Origin of the sequence: Pseudomonas protegens CHA0 (assembly GCF_000397205.1) — a bacterium.
GTDB lineage: Bacteria > Pseudomonadota > Gammaproteobacteria > Pseudomonadales > Pseudomonadaceae > Aquipseudomonas > Aquipseudomonas protegens.
Map to the genome: position 1 here is coordinate 4338983 of NC_021237.1, position 21598 is coordinate 4360580.

The window sequence follows — 21598 nt, forward strand, 5'->3', positions numbered from 1 at the left end:
TGCGCCTTTTTGCTGGTCCTGCACGCTCATAACCCCAGCTCCTGATCAATGATCGATTCCGCCGCCGGCGCCGGGTCACCGCCGGTACGTTCCTGCAGGAGACGATTCGCCGCGGAGTAGTCATGTTTGGCCAGCTCCCGGGCGTCAGCCTGGGCCTGGGCAGCGTGGCGCTCACGCTCCTGACCTGCCAGCACCAGGTCACCCAGTTTCCGGCCCTGCTCACCCGCCAGGGCTTCCAGGTTGTCGCGACCGGCCTTTGCCGTGGCCAAGTCGCCCAGGGCAGTGTCGAGCAGCGGCCGGTAATGCTTGGAGGCCATCCATGCCCCCAGAGCAGCGCCGGCGAACAGCACCAGGACAGCGGTCAGTAGGACGCCAGCCACCCGCCAGGCGCCGGCGCTCACTTCAGGGCCCTGCGCAGGCCTTCCTCAACCACAGCAGCCGGGTAAGGGTTGCCACCGTTTTCGTGCACGATGATGCCCAGCACGGTCTCGCGCAGCGTCTTGAGGTCGGCCATGTTGATCGAATCGCGTACGCCGACGCCCAGGCGCTTGGCAATCGCTGCAGCGTATGCCTGGGTGTTGTTCTCGTTGCTGGGCGCCCATCGGCTGATGAACTCCAGGGGCGTGTCGATACCGGGCTTGCCCACGCCGGGCATGCCGTCCTTGCCGCGATAGTTGAGCAGCAGCTTGCCCAGGGCACGGATGCCGTTCTCGGCGGTATCGAAGATGGCGAAGCGGCCGTTCGGCTCCTTGCCGAGTTGGCCCTCCCACTGGTTGCGTGGGTTGCAGTCTATGTTTCCAGGGTTGCGGTTGCGGACACCGAGGGCGTTCTGAATGGTCATTGTCAAACTCCAGGCACAAAAAAGCCCGCAACAGGGCGGGCGTTCGGGAGGATCTGCAGCAACTGCTGCTCGGTGATCGGCATTTAATTTTCTCCAGGCAATAAAAAACCCGCTCAGGGCGGGCGCATTCGGACGCTTCAGTTACAGCTGTGGATTGAACGGGTACTGCTGTAACCCGCCTCCGGCGTTCTGCCGACCCAGCCCCCCCTACAGTTCGTCGGCGCAAATCGCGCCGTGCTCAAGTTTCGAATACTGTATATATATACAGCAGCCAACTCGAGTCAGCACCGCACACACTGGAGGCACCGCAACAGCCGATTGTCTGCTTCCCCTCACGCCCCTGGAGCGCGGCAGGAACTCCATACGTATCAAGCGAGACAGCACGGCTTTTCAGGAAAAGTGGCGATATGGCGGCGGTCATATGCCTCGGGCCATTTCGGCCCGCACTCAAGCACGCACTTCACTTAAGGATGAGCAGCATGAACGATGATTTGAAGCAGTCAGGCTCTACTGCGACCTCGCAGACCACCACATCGCTGGAGCAGGTGAAAACCGGAAGGGTCTTGGATTTCACCTGGGCACCTAACGCCAACACCACGACCACCACCGTATCAGCGGACTTTGTCGACTACCGAGTCGATACAGCCCAAGGCAGCCCTACCGGGGACAGCCACTCCATAGCACGCTTTACCTATGTCCAGGGCAAAGGCGGCGGCCAGATCAGCCAGCTGTTTCTCGAGGAGATGCGTGCCGGTGTACGAGCCAACACCCAGATCGGGCTGATGGTCGGACGCAAATGGGTCATGGACCCCAACGGCGAAGTCTCGGGCAGCATCGGTACCTATGTGGTCGAACAATTCGATGACATGCGCGCCAGTGTCAATTATGTCGGCTCCTTCGCCCGCGTCTTCGCCGACCCCAGGATGGTCAGCTACCACGCTGGGGGCCATGTGCACCCCAATGTCTCGATCACCGGCAGCAGGCCCCTGACCATGGCGGATTCAGGCAAGTCGATCCTGGTCATTAGCGACACCGACGTCACGCTCACGATAGGTGACGATGTGACTGAAGGGTTCAAGGCCACTCTGATCCAGGCTGCGGCAGGCAAGATCAACATCGCGGTATCGAGCAGCCACATGATCTACAGCAACGCAGGGGGCCGCACGCGCACGCTCAATCCCCTGGATGAGCTGGAAGTCAGTACTTTCCCATTCGGCCCGGTGTTCCTGGCCTTCCGCGTCAGGCCTACGGCCTGACGATTAATCGGGAGCTCCGATCTCCTCCATGAATCCGTCCAGGAAATCCTTCAGGCGCGCATGCCTGACTGCCGCCAACCGCGCCCCTTCGACCGTCTGAAATCCGGAGGCAAGGGAGAGTAGCTTGGTGTGGAAGTGCTCAATGGTAAAACGCTTGTCTTGATAGGGCCTGCCGATGGCGGTGGGGTTTGTGATGTCGTACAGCGCGGAGCCCATTCGCCCAGCGATGTAGAAACAACGGGCGACTCCGATCATGCCGATGGCGTCCAGGCGGTCGCTGTCCTGAAGGATCCTGGCTTCCAGGGTGAGGGGTTCGACGCCCGCGGAGAAGCTATGAGCCTGGACCGCGTGGGCAACAAGCTCAATACGCGGGGCAGGCCAGCCCATGCGCTGCAGAATAGACGCTGCTTTATTGGCCGAAAGAGTGGATGCCTGCGACCGCAATGGCGAGTTTTTCTCGACGGCCACGCAATCGTGCAAGAGGGTTGCGGCAAGCAACGCCTCCAGGTCCCCACCTTCCTTGTCCTGCAGGCGCCGAACATTCATCCAGACCCGATGAATATGAGAAAGATCGTGAGAGCCGTCCGTGCTGTCCTCAGGCAGGAAAGCGAGCAAGTCGGACGCCAGGCTCTGGTAAGGAAAAAACGGCTCTTCAAGCATTTCGTGGCTCCATGGAAGTACTGATCCTGCAGCGTCGGCGAAACGACTCGAGCAGATATCTCGGCGCTATAGAGAATCGGCGGCTAAGCAGAGAAGTACTTGAGCCAATAAGCATCCCGGCATTCATTGGTGAAGCTGATGTGAGCAGGGCGGATGATTTTGTCGAGAGGTTGGCGAACCCCTTCATGGCAGATCCAGCCTTCGACGCAGGCTGCATCGCTGGGAAACCGCCCTGCTCTGCTAGCCGCTTGATGAGTGCCCTGTCATCGTCGGCGGTGACGGTGTCCCCCTGATCGAGCCGGCTTTCCTGACTCGCGTTGTCAAGTAGCGCGGTGCGAGGCGATGCAACTCCCAGGCTTGCACTGACGTAGCTGGCAAGGTGGTCTGAATGAACCATGGACTGTGTCCGCAGGTGGATTAGGACGACTGACAAGCACGCTGACGACGCGCTGGGACTTTACCGATAAGGCGAGCCAATAGACAACCCTGGCCAATGCCACACGCTGTATCCGTTGCTCACCTGTAGCAGGAACCTTTTTCCAGAATGGCAATCAGTGCTGCACGCTTTCCGATCAATCATTCAGTGGGCACCGGCATGATCTTGAGAAAAACGGCTCTATACATGGCCTTGGTAATGGCAGGCGTCCTTATCGGCTACAGCATCAAGCCCAGCAATGGGCTCCAGGTAACCGCAGGGCAACTTATAAGCTGCGGCAAGACCACCATTCCAACCATCGAGATGTGAGGGCAGCGCAACAGCGCTCCCTCCCTGATTACACCCAGCCCTCACATAAACCGGCACTGGCCGCCCAGGCCGATCCCACCTCGCTTGAAGCGAACCTCCAGCATCTCCCGACACCTGCAGCAAGCTTGCTGGCCGAATAATCTCTAGTCTGAAAGAATCTTCGCGCCTGAAGATCGCACCCCAGGCTCGCCTCCAATCCAGGACCCTCCCATGCAGCTCATTCCTTTGCTTGCTAGCAGCCCCACCGTTCAAGCCCAAGTGCGCGCGCTGCGCAACCAGCAGGAGGTGCGCAAATACATGTACACCTCCCATGAAATCAGCGAACAGGAGCATGCAAACTGGCTGAGCAGCCTTCAAGGCAACCCGCGTCAGGAGGTGTTTGTCGCGGTCGATGCCGGGCAAGCCTTAGGGGTCGTGTCCCTGAACGCCATCAATGCCCTGCAGAAAACTGCCGACTGGGCGTTCTACCTGGACGCCGAGCTTCAAGGCAAAGGCCTGGGCAGTCTCATGGAGTTCTGGTTGCTCGACTATGCCTTCAATCAAGCCGCTCTGGACAAACTCAACTGCGAGGTGCTCGCAAGCAACACAGCGGTGATCAGGCTGCACCTGAAATTTGGATTCGTACAGGAAGGCCTGCGGCGCCAGAACATTCTGAAAGACGGCGAGCGAATCGACGTAGTGCTGCTAGGCATTACTCGCCAGGAGTGGCAGGACAAGCGTCCGGCCCTTGAAGGTTTGATCGCGCGGCTCGGTCAGCGAGAGTCCTAGGCATAGGCAGCAACCCTGCCCCTCAGACAAAAGAAAACCGGCGAATGATCGCCGGCTCCTGTCACTCGCCGTTCAGCAGTGCGGAGGCCAGAACGGCCTCTGCACTGCCGTCGGATCAATGCGCTGCGTTGAGGGTCAGGCGCATCTGGCGGTTCACATCCTTGTACAGCAGGTAGCGGAAACGACCCGGGCCGCCGGAGTAGCAGGCCTGTGGGCAGAAGGCGCGCAGCCACATGAAGTCACCGGCCTCGACCTCGACCCAATCCTGGTTCAGGCGATACACCGCCTTGCCTTCCAGGACGTACAGGCCGTGCTCCATGACGTGGGTCTCGGCGAACGGAATCACGCCGCCCGGCTCGAAGTTGACGATGTTGACGTGCATGTCATGGCGCATGTCGCTCATGTCGACAAAACGCGTGGTGCTCCAGCGGCCTTCGGTATCGGGCATGACCCGCGGCTCGATGTCCTGCTCGTTGGTGACGAAAGCGTCCGGGTATGGCACGCCATCGACTTTCTGGTAGTGCTTGCGGATCCAGTGGAAACGCGCCTCGGTGCCGCTGGTGTTGCGCAGCTTCCAGTCGGCAGCCGGTGGGATAAAGGCATAGCCGCCGGGTTTGAGGACATGCACCTGGCCTTGCAGGGTCAGGTTGACCTCGCCTTCGACGACGAACAGTACCGCTTCGGCGTTGGGGTCCTGCTCGGGCTTGTCGCTACCGCCATTGGCGCCGACTTCAACGATGTACTGGGAAAAGGTTTCGGCGAAACCCGACAGTGGACGAGCGATGACCCACATGCGCATGTTGTCCCAGTGCGGCAGGTGGCTGGTGACGATGTCGCGCATCACGCCCTTGGGGATCACGGCGTAGGCTTCGGTAAACATTGCGCGGTCGGTGAGCAGTTCGGTCTGTGCCGGGTGCCCGCCGTGAGGCGCGTAATAGGTGGTTTTGGACATGGAGACTCTCCTCATTGTTGTTTTGCTGCCCCGCGCGGCAACGCCGCCAGGGTGAACAAACCTGCGGGTCGACGCGCCAGGGAAGCGGCGCGGACCGCTGCTGGCCACCACGATATCCAGCGTTACGCACATGCACAAATTAAATACTGGAATCCGCCGTATTCATTTATCGAATGCCTCGCGACTTCAGCCCTGAGTGTCCTGGGCCAGCACCCGCGACAAGACTCGCGCCAGCTCCTTGACCATGGGATCTGCCGCCGGGCGGTGCAGCAACGCCACCTCGAACACGTCCACCGAGGGCAGCCCGGTGCCTTTGGACAGGACCTGGTGGCCCGCCGTGACCGCACGCAATGGCAGCAGGCCTATGCCCATGCCATCGGCAATGGCCGACTGCAGGCCGCTGAGGCTGGAGCTGGTGAAGCTGATATGCCAGCGCCGGCCCACCGCCTCCAGGGCATTGATCATGGCATCGCGGTACACCCCGCGCGGCGGGAAGGTAACGATAGGCAGCGGGTCGAGATCGATGCAGGGGTTTTTCGCGCTATCCACCCATCGGGTCTTCTCCGGCCAGCAGGCCAGTGCCTCGCGGCTGTTGCGCAGTTGCTTGAGCACCACCAGGTCCAGTTCGCCACGGTCATAACTGGCGTTGAGGTCGCGACTCATGCCGCTGGTGACCTCCAGCTTGACCTGGGGATAGCGCCGGTTGAACGCAGCCAGTTGCTCGGTGGTGCGGCCGGCAGCGAAGTCGTCCGGCACGCCGATACGCACCGTCAGCACCACCGTGGCCCCGGACAGCGCCTCGAACATTTCATCGTTCAGTGCCAGCAGGCGCCGGGCATATCCCAGCAGGGTCTCGCCGGCATCGGTGGGCAACACATCGCGATTGCCGCGCTCAAGCAGGCGCTGCCCGACCATCTCCTCCAGGCGGCGGATCTTCTGGCTGATGGTGGATTGGGTGGAATGCAGGCGAGTGGCGGCCGTGGTGAAACTGCCGCAGTCGGCCACCGTGACAATGGCCCGCAGCAAGTCGAGGTCAAACAGGCGGCTATTGGGTTTCTCAATGTCGCTCATGCTGGTATCTGTTTTCTGAATGCGTTGCGCCTTTCTACCGGGTCTGGCCCGAGGACACAATTGCCCCCGCGGCGCTGAGCAGCCCCGTGCCAAGGCGGCATCCTGCAAGCACGGCAGATATTTTTTCCGGGCCCGCCTGATTGGCAATGTGTATCAACATGTAACAGCGTAGGATGAGGCTCCGGTTCGCTCTATCCCTGACCCTGCTCTGGAGATGCTGAAAATGAAGTTGAACTGCCTCAAGGTATTGCTGATCGGCGCCACCCTTCTACTGGGCGCCTGCTCCAGCGCGACCACCCACCCCTGCTATTCGGACAAGTGCCGGCTTGGCGGTGGCGTGAGCAATCTGAATCTCAACGGCAACCGCGCATTGGGCAACAGCTTCAACGAGTACGGCTCGACCCTGCTGCACGACTGAAAAACCTGCCCCCCATGCCTGGGTGCTGTCGAGAGTGGCTCGCTCCAGCAGCGCCTTGTCACTCCCGACAGCCCCCGCACTCACCCCTTGTTCCGGTTCTTCGCCCCGCCCTGGCGAGCCTTGAAGCGCGGATTGGATTTGCAGATCACATAGATGCGACCGCGACGCTTGACGATCTGGCAGTCGCGGTGACGATTCTTGGCTTCTTTGAGGGACGACAGGACTTTCATGGCAACGCTTCCTTGGGACTGAAATTAATGTAATAACATATCATATTCACCAATGAGAATTATTATCAACCATCAATTTCCGCCACCCTGACCGCTCAACGATTCTCCGCGCCGCCATCGGCCCGTTGCCCGGCCCCGCAGGCTTGGGAGAGCAGGACGGCTGCGTGATCATTACCGCGCCCAGCCTCACCAACTGCCCGACGCCCCGCCGCCGCCACTGGAACCGCCGCCCCCGGAGAAACCGCCACCCGAGCTTGAGCGGCCGCCACTGCTGCTGCCACCGCCACTGCTCCAGCGAAAGCCACTGCCGCCGGCAAACAGTATGAAACTCAGGAAATAGGCGAACGGCACGACCCTCAGCCAACGCTGAGCCGCCTGCCAGGCATCCACACCCAGGCCCATCAGTAGAACCAGCGTCAGCAACACGGCAAAGCGCCATAAAAAGCCCCGGGGGCTCTTGCGCCAGCTGTTGCGCATCATCCAGTACAGCAGCCAATGGCCGCCCAGCACCAGCAGCACCCCCGCCGGCCAGGCCAGGCCGTAGAGGAAAGTCAAACGGCCCAGATACTGGCTGACCAGGGTCAGCAGGCCGATGTACAGCAGCAGCCCCAGCACCCCGTAGAACACCCGCCGCGCCTGCCACAGCCCGGCGAAGGTCGCACCGCCGATCAACATGCACAGCGGCACCAGGAACAACTGCGCCAGCCACTCATGGCCGCCCACGGCTCCCACCAGCACCGCCATCAGCACCACTGCGCCCCCCAGCACCCGGCGCCAGTTCCAGCCGGCGGCCAGCATCACCCCCGCCACCGAGCCGAAAACGAACGCCAGCAGCAAGGCATAGGCTTCGAGCGGCACCGCCAGCCCCGCAGGCTCGGGCAACGAGCCCCCGTCCACCAGCAGGATCAAGTCATCCAGGGCACGGTCAATACCGCCGGCAAAGTCGCCCTGACGAAAGGCCGGGGTCAGGTCCTGGGCGATGATCTGCCCGGCCAGCAGGTCGGTGACCACCGGTTCCAGGCCATAACCGACCTCGATCCGCACCTTGTGGTCGTTCTTCGCCACCAGCAGCAGGATGCCGTCGTCTACCCCCTTGCGCCCCAGCTTCCAGGCGCGAAACAACTGGTTGCTCAGGGCCTCGATGCTCTGCTGGCCCAGGTTGGGCAGCAGCATCACCGCGATCTGCGCGCCGCGGCGCTGCTCCAGCGCCTCCAGCTTGTGCACCATCCGCTCCTGGGTGGCGCTATCCAGGGTCGCGGTCAGGTCGATCACCCGCCGGTCCAGGGGCACCTTCACCAGCCCCGGCGGCGCCTCCTCGGCGTGCACCAGGGCCGGCAACAGCAGCCCGAGAAACAGCGCCAGCCACAGGCCACGCCCTTGTTGCAACCACACCTTGATCATCGGCCCGCTTCCCGCATCGTTCATCCTGAAGCGGCGAACTTTACCACTGCCCGTACCGCGACCGATTCACCGCACCTCACCGCCAGCAAAAAAACACCGGGCAGGTGACCAAACCTGCCCGGTGCCCGGCGACCTGTCGTGTTGCTGCAATCAGCCTCAGCCCAGGCGGTTGAGGCACACCACCTTGGGCTGGGTCATTTCCTCATAGGCGAAACGCACCCCTTCTCGGCCCAGGCTGCCGTACTTGAAGCCGCCAAAGGGCATGGCATCGAAACGGTAATCGGAAGAGTCGTTGATCATCACCCCACCCGCCTCGATCCGCCGCGCGGCATCCATGGCGATACGCAGGTCATTGGTGAAGATCCCTGCATGCAGGCTGTATTCGGGCTGATTGGCCAAAGCGATGGCCTGATCCAGATCGTCGAACGGTTGCAAGACCACCACTGGCGCAAAGACCTCGTCCTGCCACAGGCGACTGCCGTGGTCGACATTCTCCAGCACCGTGGCGGCGTAACAGGAACCCCGGCGCTGATGCCCACAGAGCAAACGCGCGCCCTGTTGCAGCGCTTCATCCACGACCTTCTGCGCGTTCTGCGCCGCCTGCAGGCTGATCATCGGCCCGATGTCCGTGCTGCTGGCCAGCGGGTCGCCACTGACCTGCTCCCGAGCCAGGCGCACAAAAGCCTCTCGAAACGCCTCATAGATCGAGGCCTGGACCAGCAGGCGCTGGGTGCCGATGCAGTTCTGCCCCGCCGCCCAGAAGGCCCCGGACACGCAGCTTTCCACCGTCGCCGCCAGGTCGCAGTCGGTCATCACGATCACCGGCGCATTGCCTCCCAGGTCCATGACCAGCTTTTTCAACCCGGCGCTGCGGGCGATCTGCTCACCGGTGACGAAGCCGCCGGTGAACGACACCATGCGCACCTCACGGGCTTCCACCAGGGCTTTGCCCAGGTCCGCACCACCAGTGGCCAGGGTCACCACCGAGGTCGGCAGGCCGGCATCGCGCAAGTAGTCCACCAGCTTGATCGCCGACAGCGGCGCCAGCTCCGAGGGCTTGAGAATCACCCCGTTGCCCCCGGCGATGGCCGGGCCCAGCTTGTGCGCCACCAGGTTCAACGGATCGTTGTAAGGCGTGATCGCCAGGATCAGCCCCAAGGGCTCGCGCGAAAACCAGCCCTGGCGGTTTTCCGAACCTTCATAGGCATCAAACGGCAGCACCTCGCCGGCATTGCGCTTGGCCTCTTCGGCCGACAGCTTGAGGGTGTTGATGCAGCGCTTGACCTCTTTCTGCGCCTGTTTCAGGGTCTTGCCCGCTTCATCGACGATCAACCGGGCGAAATGTTCGGCGTCGCGCTCGATGTTCAGGGCCGCCCGCTCCAGAATCCGTGCCCGCTGATAGCGCGGCAGCGCCGCGCAGTCGCTGACACCCTGGCGGGCTTGCTGCAACAGGTAGGGCACGGCACAGGCCTCAAGGCGTGGCACTGTCCCGATCAGCCGACCATCGAAGGGGCTGCAGACATCAATCGAATCGGCGGCCAGCGCCAGACGTGACAGGTTCATGGGCATGCTCCTAGCGGGCCAAGCGCGACTGGTGGATGTGAATGATGTCCGAGAGCAAGGCAAAGGCGGTCTCGATGCGCCCAGCGCCCGGCCCGGACACCGTCACCGCGCCCAGCAGTTCGGTGTTGAACGACACCGCGTTGATCGCCCCGCCAATGCCCGCCAGCGGATGGGCCAGGGGCAACAGGCGCGGCTCGACACTGGCTTGCAGCGAGCCATCGGCCAGGCGTTGGGCCGAACCGATCAGCTTCCAGCGCGCGCCCTCGGCACGGGCCTGCTCCAGGTCCTTGGCCGTCAGGCCGGAGATACCCCGGCAACTGACATCACTGACGGTCAACTGCGCGTCGAGCAATTCGTTGGCCAGGATCACCACCTTCAAACGCACGTCAAAGCCTTCGACATCCGCGCTCGGATCGGCCTCGGCATACCCCAGGGCCTGGGCCTCGGCCACCGCTTCGGCAAAGCCCAGGCCGGCCTCCATGCGGGTCAGCACAAAGTTGGAGGTGCCATTGAGAATGCCCTCGAACCCCAGTAGCCCACTGCCGGCCAGGGACTGCTTGGCCATGCGGATCACCGGGGTGCCGCTCATCACCGCGCCTTCGTATTCGAAGGCCGCCAGATTGCGCTGGGCCAGGGCCTTGAGCTCGGCGCTGTGCAGGGCAATGGGGCCCTTGTTGGTGGTCACCACGTGCTTGCCCTGCTCCAGGGCCCAACGGCAGAAGGTACTCGCTGGCTCGCCGTCCACCGGGTTGGTGAAAGTGGCCTCGGCAATGATGTCGGCGCCGGAGTCCTTGATCACCTGTTCGTTGAGCGCCTCCACCTGGCCGCCCGGCAGTTGCGCCAAGGCGCCCTTGGTTGCCGGCAGCTTGCTCAGCAGACCGGCATCCAGCCCCTGGGGAGCGACGATGGAGCCCAGGAACAGATCGCTGATGCCAACGATCTTCAAGCTGAAACCCAGTTGTTTTTTCCACGTCTGATTGCGCTCGGCAATCAGTTGCGCCAGGGCCCGGTTGACCCCGCCGAAGCCCACCAGGGCGATGTTGTATTCAGTCATTTTTGTTGTGTTCCATCCGGGTTGAGAAGCTGATGGACACAAGGTTAGGGGTCGGGACCGGGCAGTGAAATATGCCGTTTTGCTGTATTTGCTGAGCATTTTGCCCAGCGCCGGTGACCACTGCCGAAGGCTGCGCTCACAGGCGCTGGCTACGCAAAACCCGCAACCAAGACTGCCCCTGTAGCCGCTGCCGAAGGCTGCACCCGGCTCCGCAGGAGACGCTAACCCTGGCGGTGCGGTCCAACAGGACACCACACAGGGTTCCATTCATCGCAACATGCTGATTGACCGCGCAGGAAGGTCCTTCGGCCCTTTTCGCAGCCTCGCCAAAGGCTCGGCAGCGGCTACAGGAGGCCAGAAGATCCGGCTCTGCGCTCAGGCCACAGAGGACAAGACAAAGGACGTCACGGTGTTTTCCACCCCGGGCAAGGCGGCGATGTCATTCCACACCCGGTGCACCCGCTCTACGCTGGCGGCGCTGACCCGCACCAGCACATCGAACTCGCCGCTGAGCACTTCGCACTGGATGATCTCCGGCATCGCGCGCAGCGCCTGCAATACATCGGCCCCGCGCATGCGGTCGTAGCGGTAGACGAAGATCAGCGCATTGATCCGGGTATCCGCCCCGCGCCCTTCGCCCACGCGAATGGTGTAGCCCTGGATCGCGCCGTCGCGCTCCAGGCGTTCGATGCGCTGGCGCACGGCATTGCGCGACAGGTTGACCTTGGCCGCCAGCTCGGCATGGGCCGCCCGGGCATTGCGGGTCAGCTCGGCGATGATGCGTTCGTCCAGTGGATCCAGGATCCGCTTCATGAAGCCTCCTTCGCGGTGCCCATCACAGTGCCTTCAGGCAGTGCAGTACGGCGGCAAAATCATCCGCCGCCAGTGCCTGCCACTGCGCCGTGGAAGGCGCCGCGACTGGCTGTGGTGCCAGCCCGGGAATACCCAGCGAGCCCAGCAACCGAGCCGACTTGGCCGGCGCGATCTCCCCCAGGGTGACCATGGGCGCCACCAGGCTGCGGCGGTACAGGCGCGCCGCCAGGACACCGATGGCGGCATGGGGGTCGATGATGTAGCCGGTGTCCCGATAGAGGCTGCTGATCTCCTTGCCGGTCTCTTCATCGCTCACCGAGTAGGAGTCGATGATCATCCGCGCCTGCAGCCAGAACTCGTTGCCCAGGGTCATCTCGCCACTGCCCTCAAACCGCTGCATCAGGCCCGCCACCGCATGCGGGTCCTGGCCATAGAGCTCCCAGACAAAGCGCTCCAGGTTGGCGAACAGTGACAGGTCCATGGCCGGCGACAGGCTCTGGCTGGCCTCGGCGCGGCAATAGCGGTTCTTCAGGAACAGCTGGTGCAGGGCGTCGTTGCGGTTGGTGGCGACAATCATCTGGGTGATGGGCAGGCCCATCTTCTGCACGATATAGCCGGCATAGACCTCGGCGAAGCTCGCTGCCGGCACGCTGAAGCCGATGGGCCGCTGGCCGCCCCCCAGTTGCAGCACGGCATGGAAATACAGCACCAGCTGGGCCATGACCCCGACCCAATTGCTGGAGTTGAAGCCGATCACCTCGCGCTCGGCCAGGGGCCATTGGCGCAGCAGGCGGGCCACCAGGGTCTGGCAGTCGTCGAAGCTGCCCTGCACGGCAAAGCGCCACAGCCCGGGGTTGTGTGCCGCCTGCAACTGCTGCCCTTGCTGCTCGGGCACGCCGTGCTGCGGATAGAACACCAGCACCTGGGTCTGCGGGCAGTCCTTGAAGGCGTCGATAGCCGCCAGCGCGGTATCGCCGTTGCTGGCCCCCACCAGCACCCCGTGGCGCTGCCGGCGCTGGAGGAAATAGCCCACCAGTTGCGCCTGCAACCGCGCGGCAAAATCCTTGGCCGAGCCTGTGGGCCCATGGAACAGTTCCAGCACCCATTCATTGCGGTCGATCTGTCGCAGGGGCGCCACCGCGCGGTGGCCAAAGCCACTGTAGGCGCGGCTGAGCAAGGCCTTGAAGTCCGCCTCGGGCAGGCAGTCGCCGACAAAGGGGCTGAGCACCCGGAAGGCCAGTTCGGGGTAATCCAGGGTCGACCAATTGGCGATCTCCTGGGGGCTGAAGCGTGGCAGCTCGGCAGGCACGTACAGCCCGCCATCGGCGGCCACGCCGGATAACACCACGCTTTCGAAATCCACCTGCTCGGCGGTACTGCGGGTACTCACATAACGCATGTTTGGCTCCGGCCAGTCATTTATGGCGATGGGCCTGCTCCACCAGCCAGGTGGAAAATTCCAGCGCATCGGGGTGTGGATCGGCCCCGGCGCCACGCACCAGGTAAAAGGATTCGCTGGCCTCGATGCGCTGACTGAAAGGCTCCAGCAAGCGCCCGTCGGCGAGCATCTGGTCGACCATGGAGGAACGGGCCAGAGCCACGCCCAGGCCCAGTTCGGCCATGCGCAAGGTGGAAATCAGGGTGTCGAACTGCATCCCCCGGGACGAATCCACTTGCTCGGCGCCGGCCCGCTGCAGCCAGTAGCCCCAGCCCTCTTCGTAGCCCAGCACATGCAGCAGCGGGTGCCGGGCCAGGTCCGCCGGCACCTCTAGCGGCGCCTTGTCCAGCAAGGCCGGGGCGCACACCGGGAACAGCGTGTCCCAAGTCAGGCGCTGGGCCACCAGCCCCGGCCAGTGGCCGTGGCCCCAACGAATTTCCAGGTCGTCTTCGCCGTCCAGCTCCTTGACCCAGATATTGCTGATGTAGCGGATATCCACCAGCGGGTGCCTGTGCTGAAAATCCGCCAGCTTGGGCGCCAGCCAGTGGACGAAAAACGCCAGGCTGCCGCGCACCTTGATCGGCCGGCGCTTGTGCTGGCCGAAAATTTCGTTGGTGCCCACCGCCAACCGGGTGATCGCGTCCTGCACCACCGGCAGGTAGGAGCGGCCCTCCTCGGTCAGGTCCAGGCCGCGGGGCAGGCGCTTGAACAGCGCCACCCCGAGGTGGCTTTCCAGCTGGCGGATCTGTTGGCTGACCGCGCCCTGGGTGAGGAACAGTTCCTCGGCGGCGTGGGTGAAGTTAAGGCAACGGGCGGACACCTCGAAGGCGCGCAGCCAGTTCAGCGGGGGCAAGCTTTTCTGCTTCATGGCCTGGCTCTCATGGACACCCTGGGCGCCGGGCGCACCCGTCAACCCTGCAGGGCATCGGAGGGCCGAGCCAGGGCTGCCAGGGACAGGCGCCGCTGGCGGCTACTGCGGGTAATGTAATACACCAGGTAGCACCAGGCGATGAAGGGCAGGCCGAAGTACAGGGCCACGCGCTGCTCGGGGTCGAAACCGATGCCGACACAGGCCAGGGTGCAGCACAACAGCGCCCCCAACGGCACCCAGGGGTAGCCACGAACACGGAATTTCAAGTCGCGCACGTCACCACCGTTGGCCACGAAGTGCCGGCGAAAGGCGATCTGGCTGGCGGCGATGCTCATCCACACCACCACCACCGCCAGCCCGGAAATCGACACCAGGGCCAGGTAGATGGTGTCCGGGGCGAACACGCTGCTGAGCAGCGAGGCGGCGCCACCGGCCATGCTCACGATGATCGCGTTGAGCGGCGTGCCCATGCGGGTCAGGGCCGAGAACTGCTTGGGCAGGTGCCCCTGGTCACTCAGGGTCCAGAGCATCCGCGAGGCGGCGTACAGCCCGGAGTTGGCGGCGGACAGCAACGCGCTGATGATCACAAAGTTCATGATGTCGGCCGAGTACGGAATGCCGATGTAGGTGAACACCGTGACGAACGGGCTTTCCACCAGGCCGGCCTGCTCCCGGGGCAACAGGGTGGCGAGGACGAAGATGGTGCCGACGAAGAAGATCGCCAGGCGCAGCACCGTGGTGCGGATCGCCCGTGGCACATTGCGTTGCGGGTCACGGGTTTCGCCAGCGGCGATGCCGATCAGTTCGGTGCCTGAGAAAGCGAAGGCCACCGCCAGTAGGGTCATGGCGATCGGCATGAAGCCGGTGGGGAATAGCCCCTCACGGGTGAAGTTGCTCAGGCCGATGCTGTGGGCCTGGTCGATGTGCAGAAGACCGAGAATCGCCCCGCCGCCCACCACCAGGAATGCCAGCACGGTGATCACCTTGACCAGCGACAGCCAGAACTCGGTCTCGGCGAACAGCCGCACCGACACCACGTTGGACAAGAACACCACCATGGCGAACAGCGCGCTCCAGATCCACACCGGGGTCTCGGGGAACCAGCGGGCCATGAGGATCCCGGCGGCGGTGAATTCCGAGCCGATGGCCACGGTCCAGGTCAGCCAGTACAGCCAGGCCACGGTGTAGCCGGTGCCGGGGCCGAGAAAGCGCGTGGCGTAGGTGCTGAAGGAGCCGGTCTCGGGCATCTGCACCGCCAGCTCGCCGAGGCACATCATCACCAGGTACACCATCAGCGCGCCGATGATGTAGGCGATCACCGCACCCAGCGGGCCGGCCTGGTTCACCGTGTAGCCGGACGTGAGGAACAGCCCGGTGCCTATCACCCCGCCCAGGGCGAGCATGACAATGTGCCGGGTCTGCATTTCTTGCTTGAAGCCGCCGCGCAAGTCGGTCTGTTGTTCTTGTAGGGACATGATGGTTCTCATGAAAGTTGTCAGGGCAAGTCTCAATTTCTGCGACTGTGGAAATGGGCAGAAAACAAATCGGATGCCACCAGGTTTTTATTGTTATTCCTCTTCATGAAGCCCCCACTGGCTGCCTTGCTGTGGGGGTGTTGCGCGCTCTTTTCAGTGGGCGACCTCGGCCCGCGGGTCCTGGGATGGGATGGCGCCAGGCGCCGCATTCTGCTTGAGGGATTGGCGCAGCCAGGCGAAGGCCTGCTGCAGGTCGGCCAGCAGGTCATCGGTGTCTTCGATGCCCACCGAAATCCGCACCAGGCCTTCGGAAATGCCCAGGGCCTGGCGCTCTTCCAGGGTGTTCTCCACATGGCTGGTAGTGCGCGCCGGGCCGTAGATGGTTTCCACCGCCCCCAGGTTGCCGGCGCAGTGGGCATAGCGCAGGCGTGGCAACAGCTGCTTGACGCTGTCCATGCCACCCACCAGGACAAAGCTGACGATGGCGCCGAAACCGCGCATCTGCGCACAGGCCACGGCGTGGTTCGGGTGGTTGGGCAGGCCCGGGTAGTTCACGGCTTCCACCAACGGCTCGTTGAGCAGGAACTGCGCCAGCTGCGCGGCGCTGTGCTGTTGCTGGCGCATGCGCAGGGCCAGGGTCTTGATCCCGCGAATGATCAGGTAGGCCGAGAACGGATCGAGGCTGGCACCGTTGATTTCCCGGTAGTGACGCACCTGGCTCATCAGCGCTTCGCTGCCGCAGGCCACGCCACCCAGCACATCGCCGTGACCGCTGAGGAACTTGGTAGCGCTGTGGATCACCACATCCACGCCCAGCGCCAGGGGGTTCTGATTCAGCGGCGTAGCGAAGGTGTTGTCCGCCACCACCTGGGCGCCGACCTGTTTCGCCGCGGCGACCAGACGCTGGATATCGACGATCTTCAGGGTCGGATTGGTCGGCGTCTCCAGGTACAGCAGGTCGCAGCCCTTGGCGATCTCGGCCTCGATCTGCTGCTGGTCGAAGGTTTCGCAGAGGGTCACGGCCACGCCCATGCGCGGCAGGAATTCCTCGAAGATCTTGTTGGTACCACCGTAGCTGTCCTTGGTCGACACCACCCGCTGGCCGTGGCGCAGGAAGCTGTAGAGCACGCCGCTGATGGCTGCCATGCCGCTGCTGAAGGCCACCGCCGATTCGGCGTTTTCCAGATCCTGCAGCTTGGCTTCCAGGGTTTGCACCGTGGGGTTGCTCATGCGGCTGTAGATAAAGCCCGGGGCCTTGCCCAGGGCCACGTCGTACCACTGGTCGATGTCGTCGTAGCCATAGGCGGCGCTGGCGACAATCGGGGGTTGCGTGGCGTTGTAGGGATGACGGACTTGCTCTCCGCCCCAGACCACCCGGGTAGCGGTCCCGGGGTTTTCCAGCCCTGTGCGTTCAGGTTTTTTATTCATTGCAACGGCTCACCATAAAGGGTGCGCGGCCTGTTGCCGCGCTGCATCTGGTGGCCAATATAGAGAAAAGCCCAAGCCCCGAGAAACGATGTTATCGGGGCCAAAGGGGCGGTTTTTTTAATGGCTGCACAGCCCTGCAAACGGCCTGCGCACGAGGCTTTTGTGACGCCTCTTGCATTGCGGCACCGGGGCTTGCGAAGCTGCTGCGCGCCAGCCCGCAAACCCCGAAAGGAACCGCAATGAACCGCACCGAGCACCTGTGCCTGATGGCTCGCTACAACCAGTGGATGAACAGCAAGCTGTACAGCGCCGCCATGGGCCTGTCCGATGCGCAACTGGCTCTGGACCGGCAGGCCTTTTTCGGCTCGATCCTCGGCACCCTCAATCATTTGCTGGCCGGCGACACCATCTGGCTCAAGCGCTTTGCCCAGCACCCGGCGCGGTTTGCGGCCCTGGCGCCGCTGCAGCAGGTGGCCCTGCCACAGGACCTCAAGACCCTGCTGTTCCCAAACCTGGGCGGGCTCTGGCAGCAGCGTCAGTGGCTGGACCAGTTGATCCTCGATTTCAGCCAGTCCCTGAGCGACGCAGACCTGGACAGCAGCCTGCATTACGCCAACACCCGGGGCGTGGTCGCCGAGCGCGATTTCTATAGCCTGCTGGTGCATTTCTTCAACCACCAGACCCACCACCGCGGCCAGGCCAGCACCCTGCTGACCCAGGCCGGGGTGGATATCGGCGATACCGACCTGCTTATGCTGATACCCAGCGATATCTGATCAGGCTCGAGCCCAACGGGCGCACAACAGGGGCAGGCCGCGCTCGTGCCAGAAGCCCATGGAAATCCCGCCGCTGGACATGCCGCCATGGGCAAAGGCCTCGACGAAGAAGTGCCCTGCCGAGCTCCAGGCCCTGCCGGTCAGTTGCTCGAAGGCCTGGACGATCAGGGCTTCCAACTGCTGCGCCGTGGCCGGCCAGGGCGTGTGGGCCAGATGCGTGGCCATGGCTCGCCACAAATAGGGGTCACCCCGCAGCCCCCAGGACAGCGGTTCCTCGGCGAACAGCCGTGCGACGCTGCGCTCTCCCTCCATCGAACCCTCCCGGCACTGCGCCCAGTATTTATTCAGCGCCCAATCTAGCGTCTGCATCGGGCTTCTGCGACCATGCGCGCGGAAAAACCCGCTTGCTAAGGAATGGCGCCATCAAAGCCCTCAATGCTCTGTTCGTTGTGTCCCTGCTGTCCCTGCTGTCCCTGGTGGGCTGCGGCACCCTGATCGCCCGTACCCCCAATTCCCATACCAGCTACGACTACTACAAAGGCACCCAGGCCAATATCGAACTGCTGACCATGCGCGGAGCCAGCGGCTACGACGGCTACGTCACGCTGTTCTGCTGGATGAGCATTGTCTGCCCGGTGGTGGCCATCGTCAGCCTGCCGGTGGACGCCGTGGCCGACACCGCGCTGCTGCCCTATGACGCGATGAAGCCCTGAGCCGCGCCCCCCCCCTGCCAATGGCCTGAATGGAAGAGCGATCATCCGAATCATCAATTACCTGTTGCTGCTCAACACCCTGCTGCTGTCCGGCTGCGGCACCTACATGACTCGCGGCAATGCCTTGGACTTTCGCGACGACCGCTACTACCGCAGCGTCAAGACCAACGCCCAAGTGCTCACCGGCTATGACATGGGCTACGCACGCATGATCACCGGCGGCTGCTGGGTGATGGTGGTGTGCCCGATCCTGATGATCGCCAGCCTGCCCCTGGACGCGGCGCTCGACACCGTGCTGCTGCCCTACGACGCGCTCCAGCCGGAGCGGCCCAAGCGCAACATGCACGTGGATATGAAGGAGATTCCCGAGCAAGACCTGCAGGCATTGCCCATCAGTGCCGAGGTGCAAGACCCGACGGCCCACACCCCGCCCATCACCCCGCAGGCTGATTGAACCCCTTCAGGCGGGCATGCACCCGGGCTACGCCTGATCCGGCGTGCACAGCTGGGGCGCCCGCTGCGCCAGGCGGCAACGTCGCCCCAGGCGATCCACCTGGGGGCGGCCGAACAGGTAGCCCTGCCCCCACTCGCCACCACAGGCCGTGGCCAGGCCCTGGTCGGTGGCAGTCTCCACCCCTTCGATGATCACGCAGGGCGCCAGGGTCTTGCACAGTTGCACCAGGTGGCTGAGGGTCTGGGCGCTGTTGAGTTCGCTGCGGGCGCGCTGGATGTAGCCCTTGTCGATCTTGACGATGTCCGGCCGGGTCTGGCGGATGAACTCCAGGGTGCCCAGGCCCGCGCCGAAATCGTCGATGGCCACCCGGCAGCCCAGTTCGCGCAGGCACAGGACAAACTCGCTGGCCGCCTCGATGCTCGGTGGCGTGGCGCTTTCGGTGATCTCGATGACCAGCCGCGCGGCCACGCCGGGAAAGTCCCGCAACTGCTGGACAATGGGGTACCAGAATGAATCGATGATCGCGCTCTGGGCCGAGATATTGCACCCCAGGCGCAGGCGTTCGTCCCGTTGCAGGCTGTCGATCACACAGAGCACCACACTGCGGTCCAGCTCGCGCATCACCTGGTGTTTTTCCAGTAGCGCCAGGGGGTAGACATCCCCGCCCTGGGCATCGACATGGCGCAGCAACCCTTCGTGGTAGAGCACCCGGCTGCTGTCGGGCAGCCACACCACCGGCTGGAATGCCAGCATCAAATGGCCCTCGGCCAATTCACGATAAAAGTCTTTGATGCTTTGCATGACAGATCCATAGGCAAGCCAACGACGCACCCTCGAACGTGGCACGACGAGCCCGCCGCCGCACTCGCCCAAGGGTCCCTGCCCAACCATGATCGACCCTGCCCGGGCCACCCGGAAGTGTTCCCGGATACCTTTCGCTTGTCCTCGGAAACCTGGGCCGGTGCTTATTCGTCTGTGGCCTTTTGTTTATTGCAATCATGCAAAAGGCCTCATCGATATCATTTAGCCACTAGTCCAGGAAGACCTATGCACAGAATGACCAGCGCCAGCTTTCGGGTGCTTGCCGATGTCATGAGAGAAGGCGGCGCGAATGTCGACGCCCTGCTCAGAACCTTCGGCAGCAGCATCCAGGACGTTGAGGAAAATCCCAAGGGCGTGAGGCTGGAACTGGTCTATCAAGTAATGCGCGAAGCCACCCGCCGCACCGGCAACCCGGACCTCGGGCTGCTGGCCTACAGCAAGGCCCACCCGGCCAACCTGGAGGCCCTGGGCTATGCGGTGATGTCTTGCGCGACCCTGGGGGCAGCGCTGCAGCGCCTGGTGGATTACCAGGCGCTGACCAGCAACGGCTTCTGCATGTGCCTGGAACGCAAGCCCGACGCGTTGCAACTGATCGGTTTCGACGTCACCGCCGAGCCTTCGCTGATCCCCCGGGCGGTGATCGACGCCGGCGCCGCCCAGACCCTGGGCCTGCTGCACTGGCTGCTGCCCCAGCACAAGCCGCGGCCGCTGGTGGCGGCCTTCACCTACCCCGAGCCTGCGGACACGCGCATGCTGCGCCGGCTGATGGGCGACAACCTGCAGTTCTGCGCGCCCCACAACAGCCTGACCTTCAGCAGCCAGGACTGCGCCATCGCCCTGCCCACCGCCGACCCGGCGCTGGATGTGCTGCACATGGAATACGCCCGCAACCGCCTCAATGTGCTGCTCAGCGGCTCGATGACTGCGCGGGTGCGCCGCGCCCTGTCCGAATCCCTGGCCCAGGGCGCGCCCAGCGACCTGCCGCATATCGCCCAGGCAGTGGGGGTCAGCACCCGCAGCCTGCAACGCAGCCTGGGCCATGAAGACGTGCACTTTTCGGCGCTGCAGGACGAGGCGCGGCTGATGCTGGCTCACAGTTTTCTGCGCAACTCCATGCGCAGCGTCAAGTACATCGGCGCCCTGTTGGGCTTTCGCGACCAGAGCAGCTTTCACAAGGCCTGCCTGCGCTGGTTCGGCATGACCCCGGGGCGCTACCGCGAGCAGTGACAGCAACGCCGAGCAAAGGCTCAGCGCAAGGCGACAGGAGCCTGGATCAGTGGCTGGCTTGCAACTGCGGCTGCACTTGCGGCATGGCCGAAGAGTGGTGGTTGAGGATTTTCCACTGCCCGCCCAGGCGCTCGTAGAGAAAGGTGTAACGGGCCTGGACCTGCTGTTTCTTGCCGTCGGCGGCAGTCAGGGTGAAGGTGTAGACGCCGCTGTCCATGGCCGCATCCGGGCCAAGGTGACGAATCTCCCGGTAGTTGATCTGGCCCACCGGCCGCGAGGCCATGAAGTGCTCGAAGTAGTCCTGAATCTGCGCGTGGGTGCTGCGCACCTGGTTGGAGACCGTGGGTTGCAGCACTGCATTGGCCGCATAGAGGCTGACCACGGCTTGCGGGTTGCCGGTCTGCAGGGCGCTGTTCCAGCGGTCGAAGAGACCGGCGATTTCCCGGTCCTGCAGGTTCTGCGGCTGCTCGGCCACGGTGCGGTACACGTAAGGGGTGGCTTCCAGGGCCTGAGCCAGTGGCGTGCTCAGCACGAAGAACAGGGCCAGGGCGGTGCTTTTCAGTTTCATTCACGGACTCCAGTGGGTTTCAATGAGCCCCACTGTGCCCCGGGCCGTCGCCCC

At 63.6% G+C, this 21598-nt stretch carries 25 protein-coding genes and 1 pseudogene; 8 read left to right on the top strand and 18 right to left on the bottom strand.

Going from position 1 to position 21598, the window contains the following annotated elements; translation table 11 throughout:
* Positions 1–26: 26 nt before the first annotated feature.
* The 3 genes and pseudogenes from PFLCHA0_RS19270 to PFLCHA0_RS31995 all read right to left on the bottom strand — a co-directional run.
* A complete protein-coding gene (locus PFLCHA0_RS19270; protein ID WP_230493569.1) occupies positions 27–380 on the bottom strand; it encodes a hypothetical protein in 354 nt (117 codons plus the stop codon).
* A 17-nt stretch (positions 381–397) separates the two neighbouring features.
* Positions 398–841, bottom strand: a complete 444-nt coding sequence (locus PFLCHA0_RS19275; protein ID WP_015636216.1) for a structural protein P5 — start codon at positions 839–841, stop codon at positions 398–400.
* 11 nt (positions 842–852) lie between these two features.
* Positions 853–924 (bottom strand): annotated as a pseudogene (locus PFLCHA0_RS31995) (glycoside hydrolase family 19 protein); the annotation flags it as partial.
* Between the two features lie 396 nt (positions 925–1320).
* Here PFLCHA0_RS31995 and PFLCHA0_RS19280 point away from each other — a divergent pair.
* Positions 1321–2097, top strand: a complete 777-nt coding sequence (locus tag PFLCHA0_RS19280; RefSeq protein ID WP_230493570.1) for a hypothetical protein — start codon at positions 1321–1323, stop codon at positions 2095–2097.
* Positions 2098–2100: 3 nt separating this feature from the next.
* Here PFLCHA0_RS19280 and PFLCHA0_RS19285 read toward each other — a convergent pair whose 3' ends face one another.
* Positions 2101–2757: an HD domain-containing protein gene (locus tag PFLCHA0_RS19285; protein WP_011062090.1), complete on the bottom strand. Its 657-nt coding sequence runs from the start codon at positions 2755–2757 to the stop codon at positions 2101–2103.
* Between the two features lie 544 nt (positions 2758–3301).
* On the opposite strand from PFLCHA0_RS19285, the gene PFLCHA0_RS19295 reads away from it, so the two are divergent.
* Both PFLCHA0_RS19295 and pseH read left to right on the top strand, forming a co-directional pair.
* Entirely contained in the window at positions 3302–3502 is a 201-nt protein-coding gene (locus PFLCHA0_RS19295) for a hypothetical protein (protein WP_019094218.1), read from the top strand.
* Positions 3503–3712: 210 nt separating this feature from the next.
* Positions 3713–4270, top strand: coding sequence for a UDP-4-amino-4,6-dideoxy-N-acetyl-beta-L-altrosamine N-acetyltransferase (gene pseH, locus PFLCHA0_RS19300; protein ID WP_011062091.1), 558 nt, complete (start codon positions 3713–3715; stop codon positions 4268–4270).
* Between the two features lie 115 nt (positions 4271–4385).
* Here the strand turns inward: pseH and PFLCHA0_RS19305 are convergent, their stop codons facing one another.
* A complete protein-coding gene (locus PFLCHA0_RS19305; protein WP_011062092.1) occupies positions 4386–5222 on the bottom strand; it encodes a bifunctional allantoicase/(S)-ureidoglycine aminohydrolase in 837 nt (278 codons plus the stop codon).
* A gap of 186 nt (positions 5223–5408) precedes the next feature.
* Positions 5409–6293 (bottom strand): LysR substrate-binding domain-containing protein, encoded by an 885-nt coding sequence (locus tag PFLCHA0_RS19310; protein WP_015636218.1) that lies wholly within the window; start codon positions 6291–6293, stop codon positions 5409–5411.
* A gap of 223 nt (positions 6294–6516) precedes the next feature.
* Between PFLCHA0_RS19310 and PFLCHA0_RS19315 the strand changes: the two genes are divergently transcribed.
* A complete protein-coding gene (locus PFLCHA0_RS19315) occupies positions 6517–6711 on the top strand; it encodes a hypothetical protein (RefSeq protein WP_015636219.1) in 195 nt (64 codons plus the stop codon).
* Between the two features lie 80 nt (positions 6712–6791).
* On the opposite strand, the gene ykgO is transcribed toward PFLCHA0_RS19315, so the two are convergent.
* From ykgO to PFLCHA0_RS19360, 9 genes are all read right to left on the bottom strand, one after another.
* A complete protein-coding gene (gene ykgO, locus PFLCHA0_RS19320) occupies positions 6792–6941 on the bottom strand; it encodes a type B 50S ribosomal protein L36 (RefSeq protein ID WP_011062095.1) in 150 nt (49 codons plus the stop codon).
* Between the two features lie 186 nt (positions 6942–7127).
* On the bottom strand, positions 7128–8342 hold the full coding sequence (locus tag PFLCHA0_RS19325; RefSeq protein WP_015636220.1) for a TPM domain-containing protein: 1215 nt from the start codon (positions 8340–8342) through the stop codon (positions 7128–7130).
* A gap of 156 nt (positions 8343–8498) precedes the next feature.
* Positions 8499–9905: an aldehyde dehydrogenase family protein gene (locus tag PFLCHA0_RS19330; protein WP_015636221.1), complete on the bottom strand. Its 1407-nt coding sequence runs from the start codon at positions 9903–9905 to the stop codon at positions 8499–8501.
* Positions 9906–9915: 10 nt separating this feature from the next.
* Positions 9916–10959 carry a homoserine dehydrogenase gene (locus PFLCHA0_RS19335; RefSeq protein ID WP_041752396.1) on the bottom strand — a complete coding sequence of 348 codons (1044 nt, stop codon included), beginning with the start codon at positions 10957–10959 and terminating at the stop codon, positions 9916–9918.
* Positions 10960–11334: 375 nt separating this feature from the next.
* A complete protein-coding gene (locus PFLCHA0_RS19340) occupies positions 11335–11772 on the bottom strand; it encodes an Lrp/AsnC family transcriptional regulator (protein WP_015636223.1) in 438 nt (145 codons plus the stop codon).
* A 22-nt stretch (positions 11773–11794) separates the two neighbouring features.
* Complete coding sequence (gene thrC / locus PFLCHA0_RS19345; protein WP_015636224.1) at positions 11795–13171, bottom strand: threonine synthase; 1377 nt, start codon at positions 13169–13171, stop codon at positions 11795–11797.
* A 16-nt stretch (positions 13172–13187) separates the two neighbouring features.
* Positions 13188–14078 (bottom strand): LysR substrate-binding domain-containing protein, encoded by an 891-nt coding sequence (locus PFLCHA0_RS19350; RefSeq protein ID WP_011062101.1) that lies wholly within the window; start codon positions 14076–14078, stop codon positions 13188–13190.
* A gap of 41 nt (positions 14079–14119) precedes the next feature.
* Complete coding sequence (locus PFLCHA0_RS19355; RefSeq protein ID WP_041752397.1) at positions 14120–15556, bottom strand: amino acid permease; 1437 nt, start codon at positions 15554–15556, stop codon at positions 14120–14122.
* Between the two features lie 153 nt (positions 15557–15709).
* Positions 15710–16984, bottom strand: coding sequence for a cystathionine gamma-synthase family protein (locus PFLCHA0_RS19360; protein ID WP_015636226.1), 1275 nt, complete (start codon positions 16982–16984; stop codon positions 15710–15712).
* A gap of 239 nt (positions 16985–17223) precedes the next feature.
* On the opposite strand from PFLCHA0_RS19360, the gene PFLCHA0_RS19365 reads away from it, so the two are divergent.
* Positions 17224–17760, top strand: coding sequence for a DinB family protein (locus tag PFLCHA0_RS19365; RefSeq protein ID WP_011062104.1), 537 nt, complete (start codon positions 17224–17226; stop codon positions 17758–17760).
* Here the strand turns inward: PFLCHA0_RS19365 and PFLCHA0_RS19370 are convergent, their stop codons facing one another.
* The gene (locus PFLCHA0_RS19370) at positions 17761–18072 is read right to left on the bottom strand and encodes a hypothetical protein (RefSeq protein ID WP_015636227.1); all 312 of its coding nucleotides are present in this window, start codon (positions 18070–18072) and stop codon (positions 17761–17763) included. It abuts the gene before it with no gap.
* A 92-nt stretch (positions 18073–18164) separates the two neighbouring features.
* Between PFLCHA0_RS19370 and PFLCHA0_RS19375 the strand changes: the two genes are divergently transcribed.
* On the top strand, positions 18165–18473 hold the full coding sequence (locus tag PFLCHA0_RS19375) for a YceK/YidQ family lipoprotein (protein ID WP_041752398.1): 309 nt from the start codon (positions 18165–18167) through the stop codon (positions 18471–18473).
* A gap of 64 nt (positions 18474–18537) precedes the next feature.
* On the top strand, positions 18538–18927 hold the full coding sequence (locus tag PFLCHA0_RS19380) for a YceK/YidQ family lipoprotein (protein ID WP_011062107.1): 390 nt from the start codon (positions 18538–18540) through the stop codon (positions 18925–18927).
* A 27-nt stretch (positions 18928–18954) separates the two neighbouring features.
* Here the strand turns inward: PFLCHA0_RS19380 and PFLCHA0_RS19385 are convergent, their stop codons facing one another.
* Positions 18955–19728: an EAL domain-containing protein gene (locus PFLCHA0_RS19385; protein WP_041752399.1), complete on the bottom strand. Its 774-nt coding sequence runs from the start codon at positions 19726–19728 to the stop codon at positions 18955–18957.
* A 246-nt stretch (positions 19729–19974) separates the two neighbouring features.
* Between PFLCHA0_RS19385 and PFLCHA0_RS19390 the strand changes: the two genes are divergently transcribed.
* The gene (locus tag PFLCHA0_RS19390) at positions 19975–20976 is read left to right on the top strand and encodes an AraC family transcriptional regulator (RefSeq protein WP_011062109.1); all 1002 of its coding nucleotides are present in this window, start codon (positions 19975–19977) and stop codon (positions 20974–20976) included.
* A gap of 46 nt (positions 20977–21022) precedes the next feature.
* Here PFLCHA0_RS19390 and PFLCHA0_RS19395 read toward each other — a convergent pair whose 3' ends face one another.
* Positions 21023–21544: an SgcJ/EcaC family oxidoreductase gene (locus tag PFLCHA0_RS19395; RefSeq protein ID WP_011062110.1), complete on the bottom strand. Its 522-nt coding sequence runs from the start codon at positions 21542–21544 to the stop codon at positions 21023–21025.
* Positions 21545–21598: the final 54 nt, after the last annotated feature.